We start from the raw sequence: 22,483 nt of genomic DNA, 5'->3' as shown, positions 1-22,483 counted from the left end.
AGTGCTTGATTTATATTGCAGAAGGAATGGACAGTGGCTGGAGTTTGACGCTATCGGTTATGCGTTAAACGCCGCTCAGTCTTCCGCTTCCAAAGAGCTCGCGGTTCCACAGGCTGGCAGCCATCCGCATCATTTGCGGCAATGGCTGCTGGCCTCTTCTCTTTTTCCAGAGAAGTGGCTGGGCCGTTTGTTCTCGATTGGCGGGATCAAATGGATCGACGACCGAATCGGGCTGCTTGCTTTTCCCGCTGCGGATGTCCGCAAGGATCCGCTCTATCGCAAGGCGGAGGAGAAGGGCCGAATCGGAATCGAAGCGCAAGGAGCAAGGATAGAGGAACTGGTGCTTTATGAAGACGACTACTGTCTTGTATTAAACAAGCCTGCCGGCATCCCGGTGCACGCTTCCTACGATGGACAAAGCGGCACATTGGATGATATGGCGGCTGCTTATTTGCTGCAAAACGGAGATCCGTTGCCCGTGCGCCATATTCATCGGCTTGATGACGAGACGTCGGGTCCCGTTTTATATTCCAAAAACGATTTGGCCCAGCTTCGGCTAGACGCTGCGATGCGTGAGAAGGCAATCGACAGAAAATATGTTGCCCTTGTCGAAGGCGCTATGAAAAAAAGCGCCGGCGCCGTTCGCGAGCCGATCGGCAAAGACCGCCATCACCCCTCTAGACGACGGGTAACGCCGTCGGGCGACGAAGCAGTCACTCATTATGAGGTTTTGCAAAAATTGCCCGAGCTTACCCTTGTGAGCGTTCAGCTAGAAACGGGGAGAACCCATCAAATTCGCGTACATATGAGCTATATCGGTCACCCGCTAACGGGGGACTCGCTTTATGGCGGTTCCCCTCGCTGGCTAAGCCATCAGGCTCTTCATGGAGAGCAGTTGACATTTCCCCATCCGTTAACGGGGCTTATGGTGAACGTACAGGCTCCTTGGCCCCAATGGCTTGAGCGGCTGACAAAGCGCTGATCGTGCCATTTTCGCAAAAAGACAGTCATGCTCCCGGCTATCAAGCCATATAGATAAGTAGTGAATGTATAGCTAGACCAAGCATTCAGTACGAGAAGGGAGGAAAAGGCGTGTCTAACGGATCGAACGGATTGCGTTTTGATGTGTACGAGCGGGTTCATCTTCCCGATGATGTCGCAGGGATTGATGAATTGGAGGAAATTGAGCTTGTCCCCCGGATACAGGTCATCGACCAAGGGGAGCAGGCTATTCTAAAGGGGCAATTGCTGCTTAGCGGCGTTTATCGCGGACAAGACGGCGGCGATGGACCGCTTGCGCTGGAGCATTGGATTCCGGTGGAGATTTCATTGCCGATGAATCGGGTGTCCAGACTCGACGATATTTCCATTGAAATCGACAATTTTGATGTGGATCTCATTTCGGCGCGGACATTGAATATTACAGGGGTGTTGTCTCTCAGGGGAATATCCGTCGAGCCTGTCGAGGATCAAGCTCCTCAGTGGGGAGATGAATCGTTTACTGCCGTGCATCAGAGGGAGTTGTACGAGCAGCTTCAAAATGAGGGCGCTGAATATGCGAATCCTTTAAATGAAGCCTTCCAGTCTGAGCAGATACCATCATTTCCTGCCTATCATGATGCGCTTGCTCCGGATAGAAATGCGGATGCGACCGGGCTTCAGCCGCAACAGTTTTACATAGCGGAGGAAAGCGGGCCTGCGGATGATGAAGTCGGGGAAGAGCGTGAAATTACGGCGGCGTCCAGCGGGCAGTATGCGGATAGCTGGCTGCAATGGAATGGAGCGCAGCCGCCGCCTTCTTTTGCCGGTGGGCAGGAGGGAGGGCCGTTCGCGGGACAAGACGGGTTTTATCAGCAGTTCCATATACCGGCTTATCCGCAAGCGGCATTCCCGCCGCCTTCAGGAGACAGGGAAGCGGGGCTCCAGCCGCTGGACCATACGACTGGATTCCAGTCACAGCAGGATCATTTGAGCGCGTTCCAAACGCAGCAGAACCAGGGTGCCCCAATCCAATCGCAACAACAGGGCTGGGGAGCGGCCGAACATTCGGAGCAAGAGTGGTATAGCTCGCGCGAACAGTTAGAGTCCAGCTACAATCAAGAACCGGACCAGACCGAATACATTCAGCGCCCCGAAGAAGAGGAAGCGGAATGGGAGGCTGCCGAGCAGCAGCCGGAAACGGACCAGGAGCTCGAACGTGAGCCGATTTTGGAGGCGATTGAAGCCGAACAAGCCGAAGAGGCTCTGGCTAAAAAGCCGCAAGAGGTCCAAATCGCTTTTACCGGCAAATCGGTAGGCAGCGGCGATGAAGCCGGTTCGGATGTCAGCTTCAAAACGCTTCTGCAGTCCAGCAAGCGGGAGCAGGCGGCCCGTCAAGCGGCGGAGGAGACGATCTCGAAGCAGCAAGCCGACGCCGCACGCAACCAAGCCGGCGAAGAAGAAATTGAATGGAAGAAGCTTTTCTTAAGTAAGCAAGCTGACGATCAAGAGTTCCGGAAAATAAGGGTCTGCATCGTGCAGCGGGAGGAAACGCTCGAGCAAATTGCGCTGCGCTACAGTTTGAACCCTAGGGAGCTGCTCGTGCATAACGGATTGCATGAGTCCGCCGTTGCGGAAGGTCAGCTGCTTTATATTCCATAGAAAAGAAGTGGCGGCAGTCGGGAAATGATCCCGACTCCCGCCACTTTGGATAAAATCGGATAATTGGCCTATCGCAACCTTTCCTCTTTATAGCTACAGCCTATATGTTCATAGGCAGGTTGACTCCGCTTGCCAACAGCGGTATGATGGTAGGTATAGGTGTGACAACAACGTTGAAGGGGAAAAGTGCGCAGCAAGCCTTCAGAGAGTGGAACCGTAACGCTGAGAGGTTCTGCAGGATATGGCTGCATACGGGTCGTCCCGGAGTTGCTCGATCGAATCGCGGGCTGTACGCTTAGCGCTAAATCGGGCCGGTAGCAGCCGTTATCTGTTCGAGTGCCGTATGGACGCATGTCCTTCGGAACAAAGGTGGTACCACGGAAGCATGACCTTTCGTCCTTTATTAACAGGATGAGAGGTCTTTTTTGTTTGTATAAGAACTTGTGGAGGATGGAACCCATGTCAGAAAATCAACAACTCAATTCGGCAATGCCAACGACGTACGATCCGAAGTCAGCGGAACAAAAGTGGTACGATTATTGGGTGAAGGGCAACTATTTTGAAGCGGGCCAGCGCCCGGATGCGAAGCCGTATACGATTGTTATCCCTCCCCCTAACGTAACGGGCATGCTTCATATCGGCCATGCGCTGGACTTTACGCTGCAAGATATTTTGATTCGGACCAAACGGATGCAAGGGTATGACGCTCTATGGCTTCCGGGAACGGATCATGCCGGCATTGCCACTCAAACGAAAGTAGAGCAAAAGCTGCGCGAGCAAGGTCAGTCCAGACATGATCTCGGCCGCGAGGCTTTCCTTGAAAAAGTGTGGGAATGGAAAGGGCAATACGCGGATACAATCCACTCGCAATGGGCGAAGATGGGATTGTCGCTAGATTATTCCCGCGAAAGATTTACGCTCGACGAAGGTCTGTCCAAAGCGGTTCGCGAGGTGTTCGTCCGCCTGTACGAAAAGGGGCTTATTTACAGAGGGAAAAAGATTATTAACTGGGACCCCGAAGCCCGTACGGCTCTGTCGGACATTGAGGTGGACTACAAAGAACTGAACGGCCACCTGTACCATTTGCAATATCCGCTCAAGGACGGCTCCGGCCATATTACGGTTGCGACAACTCGTCCGGAGACGATGCTTGGCGATACCGCGGTAGCTGTCCATCCCGAAGACGAGCGCTACAAGCATTTGATCGGCTCTATGATCGTGCTGCCGGTTGTCGGCCGCGAAATTCCGATTATCGGCGACGAATACGTGGAAAAGGATTTTGGTTCAGGTGCGGTGAAAATTACGCCGGCGCATGATCCGAACGACTTTGAGGTAGGCGAGCGCCATGGATTGCCGCAAATTATCGTCATGGACGAAAACGGCAAGATGAACGCCGAAGCCGGCCCTTATCAGGGGCAAGACCGTTTTGAATGTCGCAAGGCGCTCGTGAAAGATTTGCAGGAGCAGGGCGTGTGCGTTCTAATTGAAGACCATGTTCACCAAGTCGGACATAGCGAGCGCAGCGGCGCCGTTGTGGAGCCGTATTTGTCGACACAATGGTTCGTTGCGATGAAGCCGCTGGCGGAAGCCGCTATTGCTGCGCAAAAATCGGGCAAAGGCGTGCAGTTTGTGCCGGACCGTTTTGAAAAAATATATTTGAACTGGATCGAAAATGTTCGTGACTGGTGTATTTCCAGACAGCTTTGGTGGGGACACCGCATCCCGGCTTGGTACGACGATGCGACTGGAGAGCTTCATGTTTCCCGCGAAGATTTGCCAGGCGATCACCTTCGCCAAGACAATGACGTGCTCGATACGTGGTTCAGCTCCGCGCTTTGGCCGTTCTCTACGCTCGGCTGGCCGGATCAAACCAACGATCTGAAAAAATATTATCCAACGGACGTACTCGTTACGGGATATGACATTATTTATTTCTGGGTATCCCGGATGATTTTCACTGCGCTTGAGTTTACAGATCAAATGCCGTTTAAAGATGTGTTGCTGCATGGTCTGGTCCGCGATAAAGATGGGCAAAAAATGTCCAAGTCGCTGGGCAACGGTGTTGACCCGCTTGATGTTATTGAGCAATACGGCGCGGATGCGATGCGCTTTATGATTTCGACGGGCAGTACGCCGGGACAGGATTTGCGTTTCCGCTTCGAGAAGGTAGAGCAGGCGCGCAATTTCGCCAACAAAATTTGGAACGCGTCGCGTTTTGCGCTTATGAATTTGGAAGGATTCGGGTCAAGCGACATTAATATCGACGTGAAGCTGGGCACAGCGGACCGCTGGATTTTGCATCGATTGAACGAGACGGTTCGTGATGTAACCCGCCTTATCGACAGCTATGAATTTGGGGAGACGGGACGTCTTCTGTACAACTTCATTTGGGACGATTTGTGCGACTGGTATATCGAGTTCTCGAAATTAAGCTTGAATGGAGAGGACGAAGCGGCAAAACGCGCAACTCAGTCGGTGCTTGCTTATGTGCTGGATCGTACTCAGCGTTTGATCCATCCGTTCATGCCGTTTATTAGTGAAGAAATTTGGCAGCACTTGCCGCATGAAGGAGAGACGATTACGCTCGCCCCGTGGCCGGTGTACGAGGAATCGCTTGAAGCTCCGGATGCGGTGAAGGAAATGGAGCTGCTTATGGAAATGATTCGTTCCGTACGTAATATTCGTGCGGAAGTCAACGTGCCGATGAGCAAAAAGGTAGAGCTTCTCATTAAGCCTGCCGGCGAAGCGGAAGCAGCCATTCTGACCCGCAACGAAGAGTTTATTAAACGGTTCTGCGGTACCTCCTTGCTGGAAAGCGGCCTGCATGTCACTGCGCCGGATAAAGCGATGAGCTCCATTATTACGGGAGCGGAGCTGTATTTGCCGCTTGCCGGTTTGATAGATATTTCTCAAGAAATTGCTCGCCTAGAGAAGGAGCATCAAACGCTTGTAAACGAAGTGGAGCGTGTGGAGAAGAAGCTGGGCAATGAAGGTTTTGTTGCCAAAGCTCCTGCAAAGGTCATCGAAGAAGAGCGCGCCAAAATGAAGGACTATGCGGAGAAACGCGATAAAGTGTTGGCCCGAATTGCCGAATTGCGCGGTTAATGCTGCTTGCCGATTGACGACAGGATGAGATGGAGGAATGGCAGATATGGTACGCGTGAATGGAGAGAGTGCGTCTCTCTCCTCTTATCAAGAGGCTGTGGACTGGATTACGGGGCTTATTCCTTTCGGCATACGGCCGGGTTTGGAGCGTATCGAGGCGCTGATGAATCGTCTTGACAATCCGCACAGAAGACTTAAGTTTATTCATGTTGCGGGAACGAACGGCAAAGGTTCGACCTGTGCCTTTTTGACAAGTGCGCTAATTGAGGGCGGATACGATGTGGGGACGTTCACTTCCCCTTATATTACCAAGTTCACAAACCGTTTTCAGTACAACGGACAAGATATTGAAGAGGAAACGCTGCTTCGTCTGTCCAATCAATTGAAGCCTCATATCGAAGCGATAGCGGAAACCGAACTGGGCTCTCCTACAATGTTTGAAGTGTCTACCGCGCTTGCTATTCTTTATTTTGCAACAGTGGTTTATCCCGATTATGTCGTTTGGGAGACGGGGCTTGGCGGGCGCATGGATGTAACGAACATCGTATATCCCGTTCTGTCCGTTATCACTAATATTGGCCATGATCATATGGATCGTTTGGGCGATACGCTTGAGAAGGTAGCGGAAGAAAAAGCGGGCATTATTAAGCCGGGCGTTCCGGTTGTCAGCGCTGCTACTCAGCCTGAAGTTATTGAGGTGCTGAAACGGGTTGCCGCTGAAAAAAGAAGCTCGTTTTATTTGCTGGGAGAACAGTTTCAAGAAACGGCCGTGTCCGTTCAGGAAGACGAACAAACCTTCCGCTTCGAAGGACTGTTCCGCACGATTGAGCCGCTTAAAATCGGCCTAAACGGAGCGCATCAGCGGACGAATGCGGCTGTTGCCGTCATGGCTCTAGAGACGCTGCGCCAGTATAACGCGCTTGTGCTTGATGACGAGGTGCTGCAAGCGGGGCTGCTGAAAGCGGCTTGGCCGGGACGGATGGAAATGGTGATGCGAGAGCCGCGCCTTTTGCTCGACGGAGCCCATAATCCCGAAGGAGCTGCTGTGCTGGTCGATGCTTTGAAGGGAACGTATTCCTACGACCGTCTGCATGTCGTTATGGGTATGCTAGAGAATAAGAATCATGAAGATACATTTAAGCATATACTACCAATAGTGGATACGCTTATTTTAACCGAGCCTGATTATCGGATGAAGATGGAAGCGGAAAGTTTGGCTGAAATCGTAGAGGAAATACGCCGGAATCATCCGGATTGGAAGCCGTTTGAGCTAATAATTGAAAAAGATTGGAAAAAAGCATTGAACAAATTACAACAGTTGACCGAGGCAGGCGATCTGGGAGTCGTGACTGGAACGCTATATTTAATAGCGGATGCACGCGCTCGCTTGCTGTACAACTCGGATTCTGAAAAAGGTTGGTGAACCGTCTTTGAATACGGCAGAACATGTGCATTTCATCGGAATCGGCGGTTACGGAATGAGCGCTATCGCCCGCGTTATGCTCGAAATGGGCTATAAGGTGACGGGTTCCGATGTGGCGCGGCAGGAGCTTACGGAAAAGCTGGCCGCGAAAGGGGCCGATATTTATATCGGACATCAGCCGGAGCATGTCAAGGGCGCTGATCTTGTCGTGTACTCGACGGCGCTGACAAGCGACAATGTAGAGCGCAGAGCGGCGGAGGAGCTGAACATTCCTGTGCTGCATCGCGCCCAAATGCTGGCTAGACTAATGAATGCGGGCAAAGGCGTCGCTGTAGCGGGCGCCCATGGGAAGACGACAACGTCGTCCATGATTGCTCTGGTGATGGAGTCGTGCAAGGCCGATCCTACCTATATTATCGGCGGGGAAATCGTCAACGTAGGCACCAATGCCAAAGCCGGCAAAGGGGAATATGTAGTTGCGGAAGCGGATGAAAGCGACGGTTCTTTCTTGCAATACCATCCTTCCATTGCGATCGTGACCAACATTGAGCCGGATCATTTGGAAAATTACGATGGCGATTTCGAAAAGCTGAAAGCCGCCTATGTCCAGTTTCTAAGGCAAGTAAAAGAAGGCGGCAAGGCGATTGTATGCGCTGACGATATAATCGTTCAAGAGCTGCTGCCGCAAATTTATGCCGGACAATCGGATAAAGAAGCGTCTCAGCTTGTTACGTACGGCATTGAGGGCAATGCCCAGTACAAAGCTGCCGATATCGTGCTTGGAGACCGCAAAGTTTCCTACACTATGCTGCGGGGCGAAGTGGAGCTCGGAACGATCGAGCTGTCGGTGCCGGGACTTCACAACGTATACAACTCAATGGCTACCGTTATTACTTGTCTTGAAGCGGGCCTGGCCTTTGACGCTGTAAAGGAAGCCATTAAATCGTTCCGGGGTGCGAAGCGGCGTTTTCAGGTGCTTGGAGAGATCAATGACATTCTGGTCATTGACGACTATGCCCATCATCCGACAGAAATTCAAGCGACGATCAGCGCGGCAAAGGCAACGGGCAAACGGATTATCGCCGTTTTCCAGCCGCAGCGCTATACGCGGACTTATTTTCTGTTTGAGCAGTTTAGCAGAGCGTTTCCGGAAGCGGATCAAGTGATCATTACCGACATTTATTCCCCAGCCGGGGAGAAACAAATTGAAGGCGTCAGCTCCGGCAAGCTGGTAGAGCTCATTAGGAAAAACAGCCATGCCAGCGCCGAATATATCGCAACCAAAGAAGAAGTGCTGGAAGTGCTTAAAGAAAGGGTTGCTCCTGGCGATCTTGTTATTACAATGGGAGCGGGCGATATTTGGAAAGTGGCGGATGCGCTGGCGAAATCGCTTCACTCACAATAAAGCAAAAACGGAGGGTCTCCTGGAGCCCCTCCGTTTTTTTGTGATCCAAATCTTGCGAATCCGTCATAACTCTCTTAATCGTTTCATAGACTAATAGCACATACTAGGGCGAGGGAGAGATCGATAATGAATTCCAACAATCGGATCACTTACCGTTTTGATCGGCAAGGACGCCAAATGACTGGGCGTGAATGGGAGCTGGAAGAGGAAAGAAAGCGGGAGGAAAACGTCAAGCTGGAGGACAAGAGGGAGCCGGAGCATGCCAAAAAGGGCAAGCCTGAATTTACCGGCAAGGTTGTCCCCTTATATCAAAATCTTGCTTCGAATACTATAGATGAGATTCATCCTTGGGAGAGCGTATATCAAGAAGATATTAGCGCTCTTGAAACGCTTATACGGGAATCGGGATTTCGGGAGGATTCTAACTATGGCTCTAACCGGGACTCTAATGAGAGCGAGAAGGACGAGTCTGATGAGGACCATTTTGCCGAGCGGGAATCTGTGGAAATGGATGTTGAAAGTGGAGCGGATATAGGGGAGGCATCTTCCGAGAAGCATGGGGACAATGCCGCTTATGCCGAGACGACATCAGGCGGACTGAACGAATATTGGCAAAAGGAGCAGCATCTGTTCAAAGAAGAGGCGGGCGGCAGGAAGCGTTATCGGCAAAAAAAACAAGGGCCTTCTTGGCTTAACGTTTTTTTGTCGGTTGCAGGCGCGCTGGCTACGGGGGCTTTGTTCGGCTATCTCATTTTAACGTTGTTGACGGGAGGCGTTTTGTGGCCCGGCGGCAAGGAGGGGGAAGGCGGAGGGGCCGTTTCCGCAAATGGAAAAGGCGTAACGCTGGATGAAATAGTAAGTTTGCCTTTGGCAGAGAGCGCCGGACAAGCTGATCAATCCGGTCAAGGAACATCGAAAGAGAACTTGCCCGATAAGCCAGCAGCGGCTGCGGCTTCGGTCGATATAAGCGGAAAGTCTTATTCGTATACTTTGCTGCAATTCGGAGTGTTTAGCGGAGCGGCAGGCCGTGATGGAGCGATTAGCCAATTGTCGAAAAAGGGATTTCCATCTGCTGTAACCAAAACGGAAAATGGATTTTCCGTTTATGCCGGAATAGCTGCAGATCAGGGGGGAGCGGCAACGATTGTGTCGCAGCTTCAAGGTATCGCATTATACAAAAAAGAACTCGTTCTTCGTACTCCCGACAAGCTGGCGTTTGGCGGCAGCATGAGCGAAGCCAGCTTGTTTTTCGAAGAGACCAACAGTTTGGCTACGGCATGGTCCTCATTGATTGCCGCCCAATTGGAGCAGCCTTCGTTATCGCCGCTTGGCGAAACTGCCTCTGCCGCATGGCAGCAAAAATACGCCGCTTGGACGAAAACGGCTGCCACAATGAAAAAAGGATTGTTGAAAGACCAAGGGAACAATCATTACGCTGTGATCGACAAAGCGTTCGAGAGCGCAGCTCAAAGTATGAAAGACTATGACAAAGGTCCGTCCAAGCCGAAGCTGTGGAAGGCGCAAGCCGCCTTGTTGGATGCGGTGCTGGCGCAAAAAGAATGGTTTGAGTCTACGAGCGCATTGTAATGGGAGTCCATCCTGCGTATAATAGATTTAGGTATCATTTTGCAAGGAAAGGGATTAGATTGATGAAGAAAAACGGATGGATCCTTTTCTTGTTTATTGTGCTTGGGCTTATTGCGGGCGCGCTAGTTGCCCGGTGGCTTGAGCCGGTGAAAGCCGTATCGTTTTTGACAAAACCGATTGCGGCATCCTGGTCGCCTGCGCTTGATTTGCATGTCATCAGCTTTAGTCTGTCTCTCAAGCTTGAGTTGAGCATTTTTAGCATCGCGGGGGCAATACTGGCTATATGGCTTTATCGCAAACTGTAAATTTCCTTTGTTTCTGTAAATAAGGAGTCGGAATTTAAGATGAATAATGAGCATACACCCGAATCGATAAGCCGCCTTGTGCTGGCTTCATCGTCGCCGCGCCGGAAGGAACTGGTCGCATCTTTGGACCTTTCCTTGCCGGTTTATATTTTGTCTACGGATGCGGATGAAACCATTTTGGAACATTGGTCGCCGCAGCAAGCGGTTGAAGAACTGAGTGTGCGGAAAGCGCAAGCGGCTTTGGACATGCTGCCGAAGGAGAGTTCAGGCGGAGACCTGATCATAGCGGCGGATACAATAGTGGTTTTGGATGGCGAAATTTTAGGCAAGCCGCAGCATGAGCAAGAAGCGATCGAAACTCTTGCGAAATTATCCGGCAGGCAGCACGATGTTTATACCGGAGTTGCGGTTTTGCTTGCCGATTCCGGCAAAATGAGCGTATCGCACCGTCATACGAAAGTTTGGATGAAGGAGCTCGGACTGAGCAAAATCAAGCGTTATGTAGAGACGGGCGAGCCTTTGGACAAGGCGGGATCTTACGGCATACAAGGGATTGGCGCTACGCTTGTGGACAAAATCGAGGGCTGTTATTACAGCGTTATGGGTTTGCCGGTATCGTTGCTGTCGGACATGCTGGAACAATATGGAGTTCGCGTTTTGGAATAAGCGGATTGAATATATGGCGGGAGTTGGGGCTTTTTGACGCAAGCATCGAATTTGCGGGATGTCCCCCATGAAGAACGTCCAAGAGAGCGCATGATGCAATATGGGGCAGAAGCACTTAGCCATGCGGAGCTGCTGGCTATTTTATTGCGAACGGGAACGAAGCGCCAGTCCGCTGTTCATTTGGCGGGAGCGATTTTGAAGCAATGCGGCAGCTTGCGGAACTTGCTGGATATGAGTATGGAGGAGCTTACCTCGATCAGCGGAATCGGAACGGCCAAGGCGCTGCAGCTAAAAGCCGGGATCGAGCTGGGCAGGCGCATTACGAAAAGTCGTCTGGGAGAAGCTACCATTGTGCGAAGGCCTAAGGACGCCGCCGATTATGTCATGGAAGAGCTCCGCTATTTAAAAAAGGAGCATTTTGTCTGTTTGTTCCTAAATACCAAAAACCATATTATTGCCCGGGAAACATTGTCGATGGGGACGCTGAACGCTTCGCTCGTTCATCCGCGCGAGGTGTTCCGAGCGGCTATTAAATGCAGCAGCGCGTCTATCATTTGCGCTCATAATCATCCAAGCGGCGATCCGGCGCCGAGTCCCGAGGACATTTCGCTTACGAAACGGTTGGCGGAAGCGGGGCAGTTGATCGGAATCGAACTGCTGGATCATTTGGTTATCGGAGATGGAAGGTTTGTCAGTTTGAAGGAGCAAGGTTATTTGTAATATAATATAAGGGATTGTCGTAATGAGAAGGGAGCAAGAACATGTTTGGGAGTTTTTCGAAAGATTTGGGAATCGATTTGGGTACTGCGAATACCCTTGTATATGTAAAAGGTAAAGGAATTGTCGTTAGAGAGCCATCTGTGGTTGCTATACGTACGGATTCAAAAACGATTGAAGCGGTGGGCGAGCAAGCCAAAAAGATGATCGGCAGAACGCCTGGCAATATTCGCGCCATCAGACCGATGAAGGACGGCGTTATCGCCGATTTTGAAACGACGGCTACGATGATTAAATATTTTATCCGTTCTGCGCAGAAGCAGCGGTCTTTGTTTCCGCGTCATCCGAACGTCATGGTTTGTGTGCCTTCCGGCATTACCGCAGTAGAGCAACGGGCGGTTGAGGATGCGGCCAAGCAGGCCGGCGCACGCGAAGCCTATACGATTGAGGAGCCGTTTGCAGCCGCTATCGGCGCCGATTTGCCAGTTTGGGAGCCGACAGGCAGCATGGTTGTCGATATCGGCGGCGGCACGACGGAAGTAGCCGTTATTTCGCTTGGCGGCATCGTAACGAGCCGTTCCATCCGGGTTGCCGGTGACGAAATGGATGAGGCGATTATCCAGTACATTAAACGTTTGTACAATCTGATGATTGGCGAAAGAACGTCTGAGCAGCTTAAGATGGAGATTGGCTCTGCGCTGCAGCTCGACAAGCCGGAGACGCTCGAAATACGCGGTCGCGATTTAGTTTCGGGCTTGCCTAAGACGCTTGCTATTACATCGGACGAAATTACGGATGCATTGACGGATACAATCAATTCGATTGTGGATGCGGTCAAAGTGACATTGGAGAAATGTCCTCCTGAATTGTCGGCCGACATTATGGATCGCGGCATCGTACTGACGGGCGGCGGGGCTTTGCTTCGCAATTTGGACAAGCTGCTGCAACGGGAAACGGGCATGCCGGTAATCGTTGCCGACAATCCGCTGGATTGCGTCGCAATCGGGACGGGCCGTTCTTTGGATCACATTCACATGTTCAAAAATAGAGGATCGGGAAGATCCAAGCGGTAAGCTTGCAATTCATTTGAGTAGGATCGGATATGGGATAGGCAGGTGGTCGGGCTGTTGAATCTAATGAAAAACAAGCGTTTGTTTATTTTGATGGTAGGTTTCATTCTGTTTATTGCGATCATCGGCTTCTCGCTTAGCGATCGCAAAGAGCTGACGTGGCCGGAGAAGTTCGTAAAGGACACCTCCGGTTTTGTGCAGCAATGGTTTTACAAGCCCGCTGGTTATGTAGCGGGCTTCTTTGAGGATTTGAGAAAGCTGGATGAGCTCTACGAGGAAAACGAGCAGCTGCGGCAGACGGCGGCGGCTTATGCCAGAGACAAGGTGACGTACAATTTTATCCGCAAGGAAAATGAAAGGCTCGAAAGAGAGCTGAAGTTTACGGAACAGCAGAAAAAAATGTACGATTACAACTATTTGATCGCTCAAGTCATTTCCGTCAGCAACGATGCCAACAACCGGACGATGAATATTAATCTCGGCTCCAAAAACGGCGTAAAGCCTAATATGGCGGTTACGACTGTGGATGGTCTGATTGGCCTCGTTAGCTCTGTAACTCCTTTTACGGCAACCATTACGCCCATTACTGAGCTTAATGAAGCATCGCCGACGATTAATTCCGTGGCGGCTACCATTGAAGGGCGCGAGAACGAGTCCTTCGGCATTTTGAGCAATTACAATAAGGAAACGGGCAGGCTCGTCATGACCAAAATTGCCGAAAACGATAAGATGGAAATCGGCGATACCGTCATTACGTCCGGTCTTGGCAATGTGTATCCGCGCGGATTGCGCGTAGGCACGGTCGAAACGAAGCAGGTCGGTGACTTTGGTCTTACCTATACGGCGACCGTCAAGCTGTCCGCAAGCTTTGACCATTTGACGGAAGTGTTCGTCGTTCAAACTCCTTCTATGGAGGAAGAGCAGCAATGAGCATGAATCGGATCGTTGCGCTCATGTTTTGTCTGTTTGTTTTGGAAGGGGCCGTTATGCCTTGGATCATTCCGAACGGCTTTGGCGCCCGCATCATTCCGCATTTTATTTTTGTCATCGTGATGTATTCAGCGCTTTACGGAGGCCGCCATCTGGCTTTAATGCTGGGCGCAGGCTTTGGGCTGCTGCAGGATATCGTTTATTTCGGCCATTTGCTAGGTCCGCATTTTTTTATCATGGGCTTAATTGGGTACTTTGTCGGCGTATTGATGGAGCGCAAGCGGGCAACCGTTATGATGGCGCTCTCGATGATAGGCTTCGCTTGCATTTTGTATGATTCGGCTTTGTTTTTTATTTATAAGGTATTCCGTATTACCGACTCGACTTATGCGTTCGCGTTGCTCGACTATATTCTTCCGAGCTTGTTCCTTCAGCTTGCTTTTGCGCTCGCTTGTTACGTCCCTGTCAGGAAGATATTTGAGTCCCGGATGAAAACAAGTCCAGAGAAGGAAGAGGAATAATTCGATTTGCTCTGGCAGGAATTCCGGTCGGCTAGCAAGAATTCAATAGGTTGGGGAGGGACGAACGTGACCGAGAAGCAGCATATCATGATAAAAGGCGTCAAAGAAGGTCTTCTGTTCCTTCTCAACGATCAGTGCACATTTGAGGCATTGTTAGCCGAATTGCAGTACAAGCTCGAAAAGACTCATCAGCAGTTGCTTTCTGGTCCTCTTGTTCATATCCATGTAAAGCTTGGGGCAAGAGTAATTGATGAAGAGCAGAAGGAGCAGCTTTCCAACATTATTCGCTCGCAAGGCAATTTAATGATCGCCTCTATCGAATCGGATGCTCCGCAAGTGGATTCGGGCAAGGAGCCGCTGTCTCAACTGCATGTCGTAACGGGAATTGTCCGATCGGGACAGACGCTTGAGCATGACGGCGATTTGCTGCTTATTGGAGATGTGAATCCGGGTGGCACTTTGCTGTGTACAGGCGATATTTATGTCATGGGTGCGCTTAGAGGCATGGCCCATGCCGGGATAGATGGACGGAGTGACGCGATTATTGCCACATCGCTGATGAAGCCAACGCAGCTTCGTATAGCCGATGTCGTCAGCAGACCGCCGGAGGAGTGGATCACTGGCGACGCTGCAATGGAGTTCGCATATTTGGATGATGGCCAGATGAGAATAGACAAGCTGTCGCAATTATTCCGTATCAGGCAAATTCCATCAATGTTTAAAGGGGTGTAGAGCATGGGAGAAGCGATCGTAATCACTTCGGGCAAAGGCGGAGTCGGAAAAACGACAACTACGGCCAATATCGGCACGGCGCTTGCGCTGCTCGGCAAAAAGGTTTGTTTGGTCGATACCGATATCGGGCTTCGTAATCTAGATGTAGTGATGGGGCTGGAAAATCGGATCATTTATGATTTGGTAGACGTTGTAGAAGGGCGTTGCAGGCTCGGGCAGGCGCTTGTGAAAGACAAGCGTTTCGATGAACTGTATATGCTGCCTGCCGCGCAAACCAAAGATAAAGACTCCGTTAGACCGGAGCAGGTTCGCGATATGGTGCTGGAACTTAAGCAGGAGCATGACTATGTCATTATCGACTGTCCGGCAGGCATCGAGCACGGTTTCCGCAATGCGATTGCGGGTGCCGATCGCGCGATTGTCGTTACAACGCCTGAAAACGCCGCCGTTCGCGATGCGGACCGCGTTATTGGACTACTGGAAGGGGAAAAAATCCCGTCCAAATTGATTGTCAATCGTATTCGCCAATCGATGGTAAAAAATGGAGAGATGCTGGATATCGATGAAATTTGCCAGGTGCTCGCAATCGATCTGCTCGGCATTGTGCCGGATGACGAAAAAGTCATTTCCGCATCCAACAGCGGAGAGCCTACCGTCATGAATCCGGCATCGAGAGCGGCTATCGCTTATCGGAATGTTGCAAGGCGCATTCTTGGGGATATGGTTCCTTTGATGGTATTGGATGAAAAAGCCGGCGCCTTTAAACGATTCCGCAAGTTTTTGGGAATAGGATGATTGCCTAGTGCTTAACAAACTGAAAAAGCTGGATTGGGGCATATTGCTCATCCTTGCATGTCTCATGACGGTAAGCGCAATAGCGATCAACAGCGCAACGGCCTACAGTGCTACTCTTAGCAACTTTCATTTGAAGCAGCTCGTTTATTTTGGACTCGGCTTTTTTGTGGCGATTGCCGCGGTTCTGTTTGACTACAGAATTATACTGAAGCTATGGCATGTGCTTTATGGGCTGGGCGTTGCACTGCTTATTCTCGTTTATTTTTTTGGGGCGGAAATTAACGGTGCAAAGGGCTGGTTCAAATTCGGAGGTTTTTCCTTTCAGCCTGCCGAATTTATGAAAATTATTTTGATTATCGGAATTGCATATATAATGGGGCGCCGGACGGGTGACCGTCTGACATTTACGAATGATTTGCTTACAATCGGCGCATTTGCCTTTTTGCCGTTTTTACTCGTGATGATTCAGCCGGATCTCGGCAATGCGATTATTTTCCTCGTCATTGTCATTGGCATGTTATGGATCGGAAACATTAAATATTCGCATGTAGCGATCGGCCTTTCCGTTGTGGTTGGCGGTTTAATGCTGTTTATGTTTTTGTTCAACACCTTTAACACGGAAATTAAGGACTATTTGTATGATAAAAGCAAAAAGCATTGGTATGAGCGGATCAATACCTATATCAACCCGTCGGAAGCAAGTCCCGACGCCAGCCGTCAAGCGGACAACGCGCAAATTGCAATAGGTTCGGGGGGATTAAGCGGAGACGGCTACTTGCAGGGCGATATGAAAAATGGCGGCTTCGTTCCGTATACGTATTCGGACTCCATTTTTGTCGTGATCGGCGAGGAATTCGGCTTTCAGGGCTCAGCCATTTTGCTGCTGCTGTACTTTTTGCTCATCTACCGAATGATTATGATTGCGTTTAAATGCTACGATAGGCGAGCGTCTTATATCGTCATAGGCATTGTAACGATGTTTGTTTTCCAAGTGTTCCAAAATATAGGCATGATGATTGGGCTAATGCCGATTACCGGCATTACGCTGCCTTTTGTCAGCTATGGAGGCACTTCGCTGCTGCTGAATATGGCTTCCATTGGCCTCGTGTTCAGTATTAAGGCCCATCAGGAAGTGTATGAGCTTGCGGAATAGAAATTAATGAAGCATGGCAGCCGGATGAAACCGGTCGCCATGCTTTTTTGTTTTTGCAACTTATTCTTTTTAGGACAGTCCTTTATGCGGCGAATACTTGTCTCCCCCGCTTCATACCTATGAAAGTAAGAGAAGGGGCCGCATGAATGGAGCCTCTAGGAAACGGGGAGTGAAACATGGGATTGATCAAGGACGTGAAGCAGCGCCGGCACGACAAAATCAAAAGTCTGCTGGATCAATATAGCGGCGGAGATGTGCGGGAGATCGGAGCAACAAAAGAGACGAACGGAAGGGGAGACGCCGGAAACGGCAATGCCCGCCATGATGATGGGCATATCCGCTTCCCGGATTCGAATGAGGATCTGGACATTGCTGAACGAGTGGACTTGCGGCACAATCATCAACACAATTATTCCGATCCCGAAACGGCCTGGAAACGCAATCCAAACCCATGGGTTTCTTGGGAGACTGGGGATCGGCCTGGACAAATAAGAAGTTATGTCAAATCGCAGCATACCGACTACATTCCTCCTAAGGCGCCGGGCTTGAGCAGACTGCGCAGGGAGCTAGTATGGAAATCGATTGTATCGCTAGCCATTTTTGGCGGCGCATGGGGGATGTACCATTCGGACGAGCCTTGGGCGGTTAAAGGACAGGCCCTTTTGTCAGGAGCGTTTCAGGATGAAATCGACTTTACGGCAGCGGCAACGTGGTATAAAGATGTGTTTGCGGGAGCCCCGTCTTTTATCCCTATTTTTCAAGACGGCTCAGAAGATTCGGCGCTTGTGGATGGAAAAGCGGGCACGCCTGTCGTATCTCCTTTGCAGGACGCGACGGTCGTCCGTACGTTTGCAGATTTGCTAAGCGGAATAGAAATAGCGGGCGAAGCGGGAGCTGAGGTCGTATCGGCGGAAACCGGCAGGGTCATTCAAGTGACGGAGGAGAAAGACAGCGTCCTTATTCAGCATGCCAACGACCGTATTTCGATTTATGGCAAGCTCGGCAGCGCAAACGTGGAGGTCAACGAGTGGGTGGAGGCGGGGCAGACGATTGGACGTTTGCCTCAAGCGAGCGATGGGGATCCGGTTTTGCTCTATTTTGCCATCAAGCAAAACGATCGGTACGTAGATCCGCTGGACGTGATCCCGATTGATTAAATGGCGCGGCATCGTTTGGTCGATTCATCCTTTGTTCGTCATCATTATGATGGCTTCGGCCGTCACGGGCTATTTCGCCGAGCTGATTACTTTGTTTGTTATCGTGCTTGTGCATGAGCTTGGGCATGTAGTGGCGGCCCGGAGTTTTGGCTGGACTATACGGGAGGTCAAGCTCTTGCCGTTTGGCGGAGTGGCGGAGGTAGAGGAAGCCGGGGGGCTGTCCGCCCGCGAAGAAGCGCTTGTCGCCATTGCTGGTCCGCTGCAAAATGTGTGGATGGGGGCGCTGGCTTGGGGACTTGGCGCCGCCGGCGTTTGGGATGGGGAGTGGGGGCATTATGTCGCTCAGGCCAATCTCATGATCGCTTTGTTTAATTTGCTCCCCATTCATCCGCTTGACGGGGGTAAGCTGCTGCAAGCGGCTTTCAGCTATTTTTTTCAATATTACCGCGTGCTTGTTTGGTCGGCGAGAATCAGTCTGCTTACCAGCCTTGTTATGCTTGGGCTTTCGGTTGCCCCGCTTTTGACGGCGGAGGGCGGCATTCAGCTGAATTTGCTGATCGTAGCCCTTTTTTTACTGGCAACTAACTGGACTTATCGCCGCAATATTCCTCTATTGTTTTACCGCTTTTTAACGCGGCGCGGTCAATTTGCAGACATGGCTCTTCAAGCTGGCAAAACGGCCAGCCCGATCATGGTAAGCGGAAGCCAATCTATTCTTTCCGTAGCGAAGCTGTTCGGCAGGGAGAAGCTTCATTTGATTTACGTGGCGGAGCCTGACGGTTCCGGCTTTCAGATGCTTCCGGAAGGGCGCATTGTAGAAGGCTGCTTGTCCGGCGCCAGTCCTTATCGTGCAGTAAAAGAGCTTTTCAGTTAAACTATAGGAAAAGCTACCGCGAAAGAGGCGTGATGATCATGAAGCAATTGCTGCTGCACAGGGATGGGGACACGCTGAAAACGGCGGTGCTCGACGACGGCAAACTTTCAGAGTTTTTTGTAGAGAAATCCGGTGGGGTCAGCCTAGTCGGCAATGTATACAAAGGGAAAATAGTGAATGTGCTTCCCGGCATGGGGGCGGCTTTTGTAGATATAGGTCTAGGGAAAAATGCTTTTCTTTATATCGACGATATGCTGCATCCTCACGCGGAAAAGCAGCCAAAGCCCAAACCCGCAATCGGGGAAGTCGCGCAGCCCGGAGGGGAGCTTATTGTACAAGTGGTGAAAGATCCTCTCGGAGGAAAGGGTGCGCGCGTCACTACGCATTTTAATCTTGCCGGCCGGTGGCTTGTCTATATGCCGCAAGCGGATTATGTCGGCGTGTCCAAAAAGATAGACGGCGACGGCGAGAGGGAGCGGCTGCGCATCCTTGGCGAGAAGCTTCGCATGGATGAGGAGGGAATCATCTTGCGTACGGCGGCGGAAGGCGAAGAGGAAGGCTCGCTAAGCGCCGACGTTGCGAGACTGAGAGAGCTGTGGAGTTCAGTGGAAGAGCGGGCTAAGAGGGTGCAGGCTCCTGCGCTTCTTCACTGCGAAGCCGGGCTTATGCACCGGGTCATGCGGGATAGCCTGGCGCCGGATATCGACGAGGTATGGATCGACAGCGAGTCCGCTTTGGACGAAGTCTCTAAATTGCTCTGCGATATGGCGCCGAAACTTACGGAGCGGCTTCGTTTGTTTAAGCCCCGTGCGGACCAGACGCTGTTTAAGGAGTTTAAAGTGAATGTACAGGTCGAGGAGGCCTTTTCTAGACGCATCCCAATGAGAAACGGCGGTTACCTCATTTGGGAAGAAACGGAAGCGCTGACTGTCATCGATGTCAATACGGGCAAATATACTGGCACAAGTAATTTGGAGGATACCGTATTCCGGACCAATATGGAAGCGGCGGAGCTGATTGCTAGATTGCTGCGGGTTCGGGATGTCGGAGGAATTGTCATTATTGATTTTATCGATATGCAGCAGGAAGAAAGCAGAGGCCGCATTTTGGACCGTATGACGGAGCAAGCGCGGCAGGACGGCACAAAATGTACGATTGTAGGCTGGACAAGGCTGGGGCTTATGGAGCTGACCCGCAAAAAGGCGCGCGAAAATGCTAAGAAGCAATTAAACGGAAGCTGCAAAAGCTGTGGACGCACATAAAAAGCTTGAACTAGGCATTTGGATATGATAAACTGTTTGGGTGTATGTTTCGTATCTAGGTGATGCGGGTATGCAGGTACCGCTCCGATCAGGTTTCAAGCGCAATGGGGTAAACCCGTTTGCCACCTAAATCAGGCGAGTCTTCGAAAACAAGGAGGTGCACCACAATGTTCGCAATTATCGAAACTGGCGGCAAGCAATACAAAGTTCAGGAGGGCGATGTAATTTACATCGAGAAACTGGACGGAAACGAAGGCGGCAACGTAACGTTCGATCGCGTTCTGGCCGTATCCGGCAAGGACGGATTCGTAACTGGCGCTCCGGTTGTATCCGGCGCTACGGTAACAGGCAAAGTCGAGAAACACGGCAAAGGCCAAAAAATTACCGTTTACAAATACAAAGCCAAAAAGAACTACCGTCGCAAGCAAGGTCATCGTCAGCCTTACACAAAAGTAACAATCGAGAAAATCCAAGCGTAAGAAGGTTTTTCTATGATTAACGCAACTTTTGTTAGGGATGAGGCTTCGAGACGCATCTTATCGTTTGCGATCGAAGGACATGCTGAATATGCGAAGCGCGGCAAAGACATCGTCTGCGCCGGCGTGTCGACCGTATCGATCGGCACGGTGAATGCGATTGAAAAATTGGCGGGGTTCGAGCTGTCCGCCACGATGAAAAACGGCTGGCTGTCATCCGACATTCCGATTCTGCCCGACGCGGAGATGGATGATAGGATGCAGCTGCTGTTGGAATCGATGGTGTCCATGCTGGAAACGATCGCTACATCATACGGCAAACACGTTGTTATACATGAGCGGCTTCAAGAAAGTTGTGAATGAGGCAAGGAACATCCTAAGAGAAGGAGGGAATACACCATGTTGAAACTGAATCTTCAGCTATTCGCATCGAAGAAAGGTGTAGGTTCCACGAAGAACGGACGCGACTCGCAATCCAAGCGTCTTGGCGCTAAACGTGCCGACGGTCAAGTGGTATCCGGAGGAAGCATCCTTTACCGTCAACGCGGTACAAAGATCCACCCGGGCACTAATGTGGGCATCGGTAAAGACGACACTTTGTACGCAAAAGTGGACGGCGTCGTGAAGTTCGAGCGTTTAGGACGCGACCGCAAAAAAGTGAGCGTATACCCTGTTGCCGAGGCTCCAGTAGCTGCGGCAGTAGAAGCTTAATGAACCCAGCGTAAACGGTCTTTGTTCTTGCCTTCGGGCGGAATATCTTTCGTTTAGCGTTGAAATATAAGCCCTGTATGGCGATCTTATATTTCGATAAGCCCCGGCCGGCTTTGCTTGGCTCGGGGCTTTTGTCATTTAAGTAGATGACCGGAGTATAAGGGCATGGTATACTGGATGAGCTAGGAAACTTGGTGAAGGTAGGTCTTGGAATGGGACGCTTATTGACAGCGAAGCATTACGTGGCCGCATCCATTGTGCCTTCGGGCATTGCGGCGCTGGTTTGGCCTGGACAAGGCTGGCTGACGGCTTTGTTTATGATTTGGGGAGCGGCGGCAGCCGTTTTTTGGGTCCGGGAAGAGCGCAAGGAATCGCGCGAGAGGCTGGCCAGAACGATTCATGCGATGCAGAGCGCGAGCATTCGAACGTTAAACCATCATCGTCACGACTGGATGAACGACCTTCAAGTACTGTTCGGATATGCAAGAATGGGCAAGCTGGATAGGACCATTCAATATGTGGAGAGAATATGTGAGAGAATGGCTGCCGAAACCGCAATCGCGAAGCTTGGCACGCCATCTTTGATCAGTTTCATCCAATCGTTCCGAACGCTGACGAATTCGCTTGCTTTGCAAGTGGACATCAAGGGTGAACTGAACTTAAGCGAGCTTTCTCTGGATGGAGAAGCCGTGGCGGAAACGCTCATACATACCATTAATGCTTATCGTTTTGCCGTAAAGTCGGGCAGCGGCGAATTGTCTGTGCTCAAATTGGAGCTAAGCGCGGATGAGGAAGCGTTATATGCGTCGTTTTTTTACGAGGGCGAGCTAATAAACGAGCAGCAATGGTCTCAAAAAATTAAAAAGCAGTTGGAAGGCGCGCCGCTTAAGCAGGTGGGCTCCGAACAGTCCTTCTCCAAGGTGCTGCTACGAGCGGAAATGCGCGCTTGAACGG

23 protein-coding genes and 1 other annotated feature are annotated in these 22,483 nt (G+C 51.0%); all 23 genes read left to right on the top strand.

Features of this window, described 5'->3' with window-relative positions; translation table 11 throughout:
- The first annotated feature begins 1 nt into the window (after position 1).
- The 23 genes from ACFQZE_RS09810 to ACFQZE_RS09700 all read left to right on the top strand — a co-directional run bounded on the left by ACFQZE_RS09810 (position 2) and on the right by ACFQZE_RS09700 (position 22,479).
- Positions 2-982: an RluA family pseudouridine synthase gene (locus ACFQZE_RS09810; protein ID WP_379356260.1), complete on the top strand. Its 981-nt coding sequence runs from the start codon at positions 2-4 to the stop codon at positions 980-982.
- A 110-nt stretch (positions 983-1,092) separates the two neighbouring features.
- A complete protein-coding gene (locus tag ACFQZE_RS09805; protein WP_379356258.1) occupies positions 1,093-2,640 on the top strand; it encodes a LysM peptidoglycan-binding domain-containing protein in 1,548 nt (515 codons plus the stop codon).
- A gap of 186 nt (positions 2,641-2,826) precedes the next feature.
- Positions 2,827-2,958: a hypothetical protein gene (locus ACFQZE_RS09800; RefSeq protein ID WP_379356256.1), complete on the top strand. Its 132-nt coding sequence runs from the start codon at positions 2,827-2,829 to the stop codon at positions 2,956-2,958.
- Between the two features lie 141 nt (positions 2,959-3,099).
- A complete protein-coding gene (locus tag ACFQZE_RS09795) occupies positions 3,100-5,745 on the top strand; it encodes a valine--tRNA ligase (protein ID WP_379356254.1) in 2,646 nt (881 codons plus the stop codon).
- A gap of 37 nt (positions 5,746-5,782) precedes the next feature.
- On the top strand, positions 5,783-7,168 hold the full coding sequence (locus tag ACFQZE_RS09790; RefSeq protein WP_379356252.1) for a bifunctional folylpolyglutamate synthase/dihydrofolate synthase: 1,386 nt from the start codon (positions 5,783-5,785) through the stop codon (positions 7,166-7,168).
- Between the two features lie 7 nt (positions 7,169-7,175).
- Positions 7,176-8,573: a UDP-N-acetylmuramate--L-alanine ligase gene (gene murC, locus ACFQZE_RS09785; protein ID WP_379356250.1), complete on the top strand. Its 1,398-nt coding sequence runs from the start codon at positions 7,176-7,178 to the stop codon at positions 8,571-8,573.
- Positions 8,574-8,699: 126 nt separating this feature from the next.
- Entirely contained in the window at positions 8,700-10,160 is a 1,461-nt protein-coding gene (locus tag ACFQZE_RS09780; protein WP_379356248.1) for a hypothetical protein, read from the top strand.
- Between the two features lie 62 nt (positions 10,161-10,222).
- Positions 10,223-10,465 (top strand): DUF4321 domain-containing protein, encoded by a 243-nt coding sequence (locus tag ACFQZE_RS09775; RefSeq protein WP_379356246.1) that lies wholly within the window; start codon positions 10,223-10,225, stop codon positions 10,463-10,465.
- Between the two features lie 39 nt (positions 10,466-10,504).
- Complete coding sequence (locus ACFQZE_RS09770; RefSeq protein ID WP_379356244.1) at positions 10,505-11,131, top strand: Maf family protein; 627 nt, start codon at positions 10,505-10,507, stop codon at positions 11,129-11,131.
- 33 nt (positions 11,132-11,164) lie between these two features.
- The gene (gene radC, locus ACFQZE_RS09765; RefSeq protein WP_379356242.1) at positions 11,165-11,851 is read left to right on the top strand and encodes a RadC family protein; all 687 of its coding nucleotides are present in this window, start codon (positions 11,165-11,167) and stop codon (positions 11,849-11,851) included.
- Between the two features lie 41 nt (positions 11,852-11,892).
- The gene (locus ACFQZE_RS09760) at positions 11,893-12,921 is read left to right on the top strand and encodes a rod shape-determining protein (protein WP_379356240.1); all 1,029 of its coding nucleotides are present in this window, start codon (positions 11,893-11,895) and stop codon (positions 12,919-12,921) included.
- Between the two features lie 63 nt (positions 12,922-12,984).
- Positions 12,985-13,848, top strand: a complete 864-nt coding sequence (gene mreC, locus ACFQZE_RS09755) for a rod shape-determining protein MreC (RefSeq protein ID WP_379357010.1) — start codon at positions 12,985-12,987, stop codon at positions 13,846-13,848.
- Positions 13,845-14,369, top strand: coding sequence for a rod shape-determining protein MreD (mreD, locus tag ACFQZE_RS09750; protein WP_379356238.1), 525 nt, complete (start codon positions 13,845-13,847; stop codon positions 14,367-14,369). The genes mreC and mreD overlap by 4 nt, the downstream gene beginning before the upstream one ends.
- A gap of 87 nt (positions 14,370-14,456) precedes the next feature.
- Positions 14,457-15,101 carry a septum site-determining protein MinC gene (gene minC / locus ACFQZE_RS09745; protein ID WP_379357008.1) on the top strand — a complete coding sequence of 215 codons (645 nt, stop codon included), beginning with the start codon at positions 14,457-14,459 and terminating at the stop codon, positions 15,099-15,101.
- A 3-nt stretch (positions 15,102-15,104) separates the two neighbouring features.
- Positions 15,105-15,896 carry a septum site-determining protein MinD gene (minD, locus tag ACFQZE_RS09740; RefSeq protein WP_379356236.1) on the top strand — a complete coding sequence of 264 codons (792 nt, stop codon included), beginning with the start codon at positions 15,105-15,107 and terminating at the stop codon, positions 15,894-15,896.
- Positions 15,897-15,903: 7 nt separating this feature from the next.
- A complete protein-coding gene (locus ACFQZE_RS09735; RefSeq protein ID WP_379356234.1) occupies positions 15,904-17,049 on the top strand; it encodes an FtsW/RodA/SpoVE family cell cycle protein in 1,146 nt (381 codons plus the stop codon).
- Positions 17,050-17,225: 176 nt separating this feature from the next.
- Complete coding sequence (locus tag ACFQZE_RS09730; protein WP_379356232.1) at positions 17,226-18,206, top strand: peptidoglycan DD-metalloendopeptidase family protein; 981 nt, start codon at positions 17,226-17,228, stop codon at positions 18,204-18,206.
- On the top strand, positions 18,199-19,080 hold the full coding sequence (locus ACFQZE_RS09725) for a M50 family metallopeptidase (protein WP_379356230.1): 882 nt from the start codon (positions 18,199-18,201) through the stop codon (positions 19,078-19,080). Before ACFQZE_RS09730 ends, ACFQZE_RS09725 begins: the two co-directional genes overlap by 8 nt.
- A 38-nt stretch (positions 19,081-19,118) precedes the next feature.
- Positions 19,119-20,342 carry an Rne/Rng family ribonuclease gene (locus ACFQZE_RS09720; RefSeq protein WP_379356228.1) on the top strand — a complete coding sequence of 408 codons (1,224 nt, stop codon included), beginning with the start codon at positions 19,119-19,121 and terminating at the stop codon, positions 20,340-20,342.
- A 70-nt stretch (positions 20,343-20,412) separates the two neighbouring features.
- Positions 20,413-20,495: a sequence feature (ribosomal protein L21 leader region), on the top strand.
- A gap of 14 nt (positions 20,496-20,509) precedes the next feature.
- Positions 20,510-20,821, top strand: coding sequence for a 50S ribosomal protein L21 (rplU, locus tag ACFQZE_RS09715; RefSeq protein ID WP_379356226.1), 312 nt, complete (start codon positions 20,510-20,512; stop codon positions 20,819-20,821).
- Positions 20,822-20,833: 12 nt separating this feature from the next.
- Positions 20,834-21,181, top strand: coding sequence for a ribosomal-processing cysteine protease Prp (locus ACFQZE_RS09710; RefSeq protein WP_379356224.1), 348 nt, complete (start codon positions 20,834-20,836; stop codon positions 21,179-21,181).
- Positions 21,182-21,217: 36 nt separating this feature from the next.
- Positions 21,218-21,529: a 50S ribosomal protein L27 gene (rpmA, locus tag ACFQZE_RS09705; protein ID WP_379356222.1), complete on the top strand. Its 312-nt coding sequence runs from the start codon at positions 21,218-21,220 to the stop codon at positions 21,527-21,529.
- A gap of 212 nt (positions 21,530-21,741) precedes the next feature.
- Positions 21,742-22,479: a Spo0B domain-containing protein gene (locus tag ACFQZE_RS09700; protein WP_379356220.1), complete on the top strand. Its 738-nt coding sequence runs from the start codon at positions 21,742-21,744 to the stop codon at positions 22,477-22,479.
- Positions 22,480-22,483: the final 4 nt, after the last annotated feature.

Source organism: Paenibacillus sp. GCM10027627 (assembly GCF_042675505.1).
Taxonomy (GTDB): Bacteria; Bacillota; Bacilli; order Paenibacillales; family Paenibacillaceae; genus Pristimantibacillus.
The sequence above is the reverse complement of the archived record's forward strand: the minus strand, read 5'-3'. Positions and strand labels throughout refer to the sequence as shown.